This window comes from Aquabacterium sp. UBA2148 (assembly GCF_002328915.1).
GTDB lineage: Bacteria > Pseudomonadota > Gammaproteobacteria > Burkholderiales > Burkholderiaceae_C > Aquabacterium > Aquabacterium parvum.
Window position 1 is genome coordinate 17,314 of the sequence record NZ_DCXA01000090.1, and the last position, 4,555, is coordinate 21,868.

General features: G+C 68.5%; 2 protein-coding genes. One reads left to right on the plus strand and one right to left on the minus strand.

Going from position 1 to position 4,555, the window contains the following annotated elements; genetic code table 11:
- Positions 1 to 2,362 (minus strand): excinuclease ABC subunit UvrA (locus tag B2W70_RS04855; protein WP_286743413.1); only part of this gene is annotated, 2,362 nt, incomplete at its 3' end.
- A 215-nt stretch (positions 2,363 to 2,577) separates the two neighbouring features.
- Here B2W70_RS04855 and B2W70_RS04860 point away from each other — a divergent pair.
- A complete protein-coding gene (locus tag B2W70_RS04860; protein ID WP_286743416.1) occupies positions 2,578 to 4,512 on the plus strand; it encodes a methyl-accepting chemotaxis protein in 1,935 nt (644 codons plus the stop codon).
- Positions 4,513 to 4,555 lie beyond the last annotated feature (43 nt).

Consider the following 4,555-nt stretch of genomic DNA (forward strand, 5'->3'; position numbering starts at 1 on the left):
TGCCGGCGGTGTAGCCGCGTTCGCGCGACAGCGGCGTCACCGCGAACAGCGTGCGCACCGCGTCGAAGGCGCCCACGTAGCTGGCCGGGTTCGAGCGCGCCGTCTTGCCGATGGGCGACTGGTCCACGAAGCTGACCGCGCTCAGCCAGTCGGCGCCGAGCAGGTCGTCGTGCTCGCCGGGGCTCTCGGTCGCTTCGCCGAAATGGCGCAGCAGGGCGGGGTGCAGGATGTCCTGGATCAGGGTGGATTTACCCGAGCCACTGACGCCTGTCACGCCCACCAACCGCTGCAGGGGGAAGTCTACGTTCAGGTCCTTGAGGTTGTGTTGCCGCGCGCCTTGCAGAACCAGCCGTGGCGTGTTTTCCTGCACGGGACGGCGTTGTCCGATCCCGATGCGACGGCGCGCACCCAGGTAGGCGCCGGTCAGCGTCTCGGCCTGCTTGAGGTCATCCGGTGTGCCATCGAACACGATGCGACCGCCTTGCGAGCCCGGGCCGGGGCCCATGTCGATGACGCGGTCGGCGGCCAGCATGACGGCGGGGTCGTGCTCCACCACCACCAGCGTGTTGCCGGCGTCCACCAGGCGCTGCATGGCCAGGTTGATGCGGTCCATGTCGCGCGGGTGCAGGCCGATGGAAGGCTCGTCCAGCACGAACAGCGTGTTGACCAGCGAGGTGCCGAGGGCGGTGGTCAGGTTGATGCGCTGCACCTCGCCGCCCGAGAGCGTGCGGCTCTGGCGGTCGAGCGTGAGGTAACCCAGGCCGACGTCGACCAGGTACTTCAGGCGCGTGCGGATCTCGTCGAGCAGCAGCTGCAGGGCCTCCTGGTCACCCTGGTTGGGCAGCGTGACGAAGCCGAAGAAGCGCTGCAGCTGCGAGATCGGCAGCAGCATCAGGTCGTGAACGTTGAGGCCGGGCAGGGCAGCGAAGGCATCTCGGTCCAGCGCCACACCCTTGGGCTTGAAGCGCTGGGCCGCGGGCAGCACCGCGTCGGCATCGGCCTGCGAGCCCAGGCGCCACAGCAGCGACTCGGTCTGCAGGCGCGCGCCTTCGCAGTCGGGGCAGGGCGTGTAGCTGCGGTACTTCGACAAGAGCACGCGGATGTGCATCTTGTAGGCCTTGCTTTCGAGGTAGCCGAAGAAGCGCCGGATGCCGTACCACTGCTTGTTCCAGTTGCCCTTCCAGTCCGGGTCGCCTTCGAGCACCCAGTGCTTTTGCTCGGTGGTGAGTTGCGACCAGGGCGTGTCGCGCGGGATGGCGGCGTCGCCGGCGTACTTGACCAGGTCAGCCTGGCACTCGGCCCAGGCGGGCGTCTGCAGCGGCTTGATGGCGCCGCCGCGCAGCGTCTTCTTGCCATCGGGGATGACCAGGCCCCAGTCCACGCCGATGACGCGGCCGAAGCCCCGGCAGGTGGGGCAAGCGCCCGCGGCCGAGTTGAACGAGAACATGCCCGGCGTGGGCGTGCTGTAGCGGCGGTGGCTTTCGGGGCAGTGCAGGCCGCTGGAGAAGCGCCAGAGTTCGGGCTCGGCTTCGTCAAGGCTCAGCGCGTAGACGGTGACGTGACCGTTGCCGCGCTTGAAGGCCACTTCCAGGGCCTCCATCACGCGGGGGCGGTCGAGGTCAGCGCCCGAGGCGTCGGCGCCCATGCGGAAGCGGTCGACGACGACATCGAGCACCAGGCGTTCGTCCTCGGCCAGGGTGGTGTCAGCGCTGGCGGCTGTTTTTTTCGTGGTCTTCTTGGCGGCGGCTTTCTTGGCCGCCTTCTTGGCCACGGGCGCGGCGCCGGGATCGGCTGCCACCTTCACCACCCGCTGCGCCTGGATGCGCGAGAAACCGCTGGCCGACAGCCACTCTTCCATCTGCTCGGGCGAGGTGTTGGCGGGCAGTTCGGCGCCGAAGGTCACCACCACGCGGCGGCCGCCTTCCGAGAGCGCGCAGCGGCGCAGCAGCGCCTCGAACACCGATTGCGGCGAGTCTTCCTGCACCGGCAGTCCGGTGGCCTGGTCGAACAGGCGCGCCGCGCGGGCGAACAGCAGCTTGAGGTGGTCGTTGAGCTCCGTCATCGTGCCCACCGTCGAGCGCGAGGTGCGCACCGGGTTGGTCTGGTCGATCGCAATCGCCGGTGGCACGCCTTCGACGCGGTCCACCGCCGGGCGGTCCATGCGGTCGAGGAACTGGCGGGCGTAAGCCGAGAAGGTCTCCACGTACCGGCGCTGCCCCTCGGCGTAGAGCGTGTCGAACACCAGCGAGGACTTGCCCGAGCCGCTGGGGCCGGTCACCACGGTGAGCTCACCGGTGCGGATGTCCAGGTCGAGGTTCTTGAGGTTGTGCTGGCGGGCGCCGCGGATGCGGATGTCGGACATGCGGGAGGCCTTCGAATGGGTAGGGCGCAAACATTCTAGGGACGGCTGGCCGCCCTTTTTTCTCGCTGCACCGAACAATTTGCGTTCAGTCGGTCTCAAGCGGGGCGCATGGCTGCCGAAGAGAGTTGAGCCCCGTCCAAAGCCGGGCGGTGCGACGTCCTGGCGTCCGTGCGCGCGCCAGCGGCCTCGGGGATCGATCCCACCCGCGCACGGGAGTGCGAGCCACGTTCGGCTGGATCCATCACCTGCCCATCGGGCGCAAGTTCCTGGTTTTGTCCCTGGTGGCCCTGGTCATGGTGGCCGCCCCCACGCTGTCGGTGATCAGCACCTCCTGGGGCTTGTACCGGGCGTTGGAGGACGAGCGAGCCGGGCTGCCACCCGTGAGGTTGCTGCTCAAAATGGTGCGCCTGACGCAGGAGCACCGAGGCCTGAGCAACGCGGTGCTCAACGGTGAAGCCAGCAAGTCAGCCGACCGCCAGGCCCGTCAGCAGGCCATCGACCAGGTCTTTGCGGAGGTCGAGCAGCTCTACACCGCGCTGCCGCGCGAGGGCTTGCAGCCTGAGCTCAAGGCCATGAGGGCGTCCTGGCAAGACGTTGCGAGCCGAGTCAGCCAGGCGGGCATCGCGCCGCCCGACAGCCTCAAGGCGCACACCGCCCTGGTCAACCGGATGCTCCATTTTCTGGAGGACGAGACCGGTGCCAGTGGCATGGCCCTGGACGCCGACATGGCCTGCTACTACCTGATCACCGCGGCCTTCCGCGACCTGCCCCGCCTCTCCGAAAAAATGGGCCTGGCGCGCGCCCGAGGCACCGGCATGCTGGTCGAGCGCAGCACCGACCCGGACGAGCGCAGCACGCTTTCCACCTTGGTCGACGCCTCGCGCACGCATTTCGATGACCTGGAGCGCTCCCTGGCCAAGGCCCGCGCGGCCAACCCCAGCGTCGAGCGGGTGCTGGCCGGCCCCGTTGAAAAGGCCGTGGCCGCTCACAGCCGGATGCAGGCGCTGGCGCTGTCCGTGGCCAAAGGAGCCGACACCCACGAGATGAGCGGGCCTCAGTACTTCGACGCCACCACGCAGGCCATCCTGCCCCAGTTCGCCTTGAGCGATGCCGTGGTCGAAGAGCTCGATGTCTTGCTGACCCAGCGTGCCGACGCTCAGCGCAGCGAAATCATTGCGACCTTGCTGGTGGTCCTGTTGATGTCGGGCCTGGGCGGCATGCTGGCCGTGGCCATCACGCGCAACACGGCGCAAGGCATGCAAAACGTGGTGGATGCGGCCGAGGCCCTGTCACGCGGTGACCTGACCCTGCGCGCCAGCTCGAGTCAACGCGATGAAATCGGCCAGGTGCAGCGCGCGATCTCGCGCGCCGTGGCCCAGCTGCGAGACACGATGGGCGGCATCCGTGCTGCCAGCGAGTCGGTGGCCACCGCGTCGAGCCAGATCGAACAAGGCAACCTGGACCTGAGCTCACGCACCGAGACGCAGGCTTCGTCCCTGCAAGAGACGGCCTCGTCCATGGAAGAAATGTCGGCCACGGTGCGACACAACGCCGACACGGCGCTCGAGGCCAATCGGCTGTCGTCCCAGGTGGCAGGCGGGGCAGCCGAGAGTGGACGCAACTTTGCGCAGGTGCGCCAGAAGATGGAAGCCATCAAGCAGACCAGTGCGCGCATCGCCGACATCAACGCCGTCATCGATGGCATTGCGTTTCAGACCAACATCCTGGCGCTGAACGCGGCGGTGGAAGCGGCCCGCGCAGAGGAGCAAGGTCGAGGCTTTGCGGTGGTGGCGGCCGAGGTGCGTTCGCTGGCGCAGCGCAGTGCCCAGGCCGCGCGTGAAATCAAGACCTTGATCGCCGACAGCGTGGCGCAGGTCGACGAGGGTTACGACCTGGCAGAAGCCACCGCCCGCTCCATCGACGAGGTCATCGTGCAGGTGCAGCGTGTCAGCCAGTTGATGGACGAGGTGGCCTCGGGCAGCAGCGAGCAGAGCCAGGGCATTGCCCAGGTGAACCGGGCCGTCACCCTGCTGGACCAGGCCACGCAGCAGAACGCCGCGCTGGTCGAGGAGTCGAGCGCCGCCGCCAGCAGCTTGCGCGATCAGGCCGAGCGCCTGCAAGCGGCCGTCGGCACCTTCCGCCTGGCCTGAAACCCGGGGGGTGTGGCGGCCGGCGCACGCGGGCCGGCCCACA